The sequence below is a fragment of the Microbacterium umsixpiens genome, from assembly GCF_053543675.1.
This window is the reverse complement of sequence record NZ_JBLVOH010000088.1, coordinates 7803-9020: the sequence shown is the minus strand read 5'-3', so window position 1 is coordinate 9020 and position 1218 is coordinate 7803. Positions and strand designations below refer to the sequence as shown.

At 68.6% G+C, this 1218-nt stretch carries 1 protein-coding gene; it reads left to right on the top strand.

The features are described 5' to 3' along the window. Positions 1-90: 90 nt before the first annotated feature. On the top strand, positions 91-1218 hold a 1128-nt coding region (locus ACNPM4_RS09045), incomplete at its 3' end, for a sensor histidine kinase (RefSeq protein WP_448985449.1).

The window sequence follows — 1218 nt, the reverse complement described above, 5'->3', positions numbered from 1 at the left end:
GATGGGGCCCTGGGGCGGCTATCTCGTACTCTTGGCCTGGACCGTCGTCCTGTTCACCGCAGCCGCGATCGTGCTCAGACGCCGGGACGCATGACAGCATTCGGGCGGCGGTCCGAACTCCGGGCTGCCGCCCCGACCCCGCAGAAGGAACAGCACGCAGGACGGATGCTCGAGAAGATGCGCTGGTTCACCTCACACCCGTTCGTCGTCGACGTGCTGGTGGTGATCGCCGCCGTCGCGCTGCAGGTTCTCGCCTTCGCCCTGGCCGGGCAGGGTCCGCTCTGGCCCGGTGCCCTGATCGCCGTCGTCTCATCCGTACCGCTGTTCTGGCGTCGCCGATCACCGTTGCTCGCACTCTGCGCGACGGTGTGCGTCGCCGCCCTCGCCGTCTGGGTGCTCCCCGGCGTCGGGGCGCTGAGCTTCCCGTTCGCGTTCGCGCTCTACACCGTCGCCGCGACTCGCCCCTTTCCGCGCGCTGCCCTCGGGTACGCGATCGGCGTCTGCCTTCCTGCGCTGAGTGCCTTGGCGCTCTTCCTGACGAACGGGGTGGCGTTCTCACCGCTGTTCCTCGACCCGCTCGCCCTCGTCGCGCTGTCGCTGGGGCTGGCCGTGAAGAACCGCCGGCAACGTCAGGAGTCACACGCGGCGCTCGTGGAACAGCGGTTGGAGAACGCGCGGGTCAGCGAACGGAACCGGATCACCGCCGAGATGCACGACGTCGTCGCCCACTCGATCTCGATCATGATCGCCCTCGCGGACGGCGCATCGACCGGGTGGCAGAAGCATCCCGACCGTTCCGCAACCGCGCTGCGGAACCTGGGCGACGTCGGAAGAACCGCGCTCAGCGACATGCGTCGCATCCTTCACCTGCTCCGAGACGACGACGACGAACTCGCAGAAGCACTGCATCACTCCGGCCATAACCTCCCCGCCCTGGAAGAACTCGTCGACGTCTTCCGCGCTGCGGGACTCCCCGTGCACCTGATCCGCGTCGGAAAAGCGATACCGAACGATCCCACCCTGGCGACCACCGTCTACCGAATCGTCCAAGAGGGCCTGACGAACGCGCTGCGCTATGCCGAAGGAGCCACCCGCGTCGAAGTGCGAGTCGAATCCGACGCGGCCAGGATCGCGCTCATGATCACCGACGACGGACACGCGCCGGCAGCCGGGGCGCCGAGCCAGGGCAGCGGCAGAGGGCTCCGCGGCGTCGCGGAA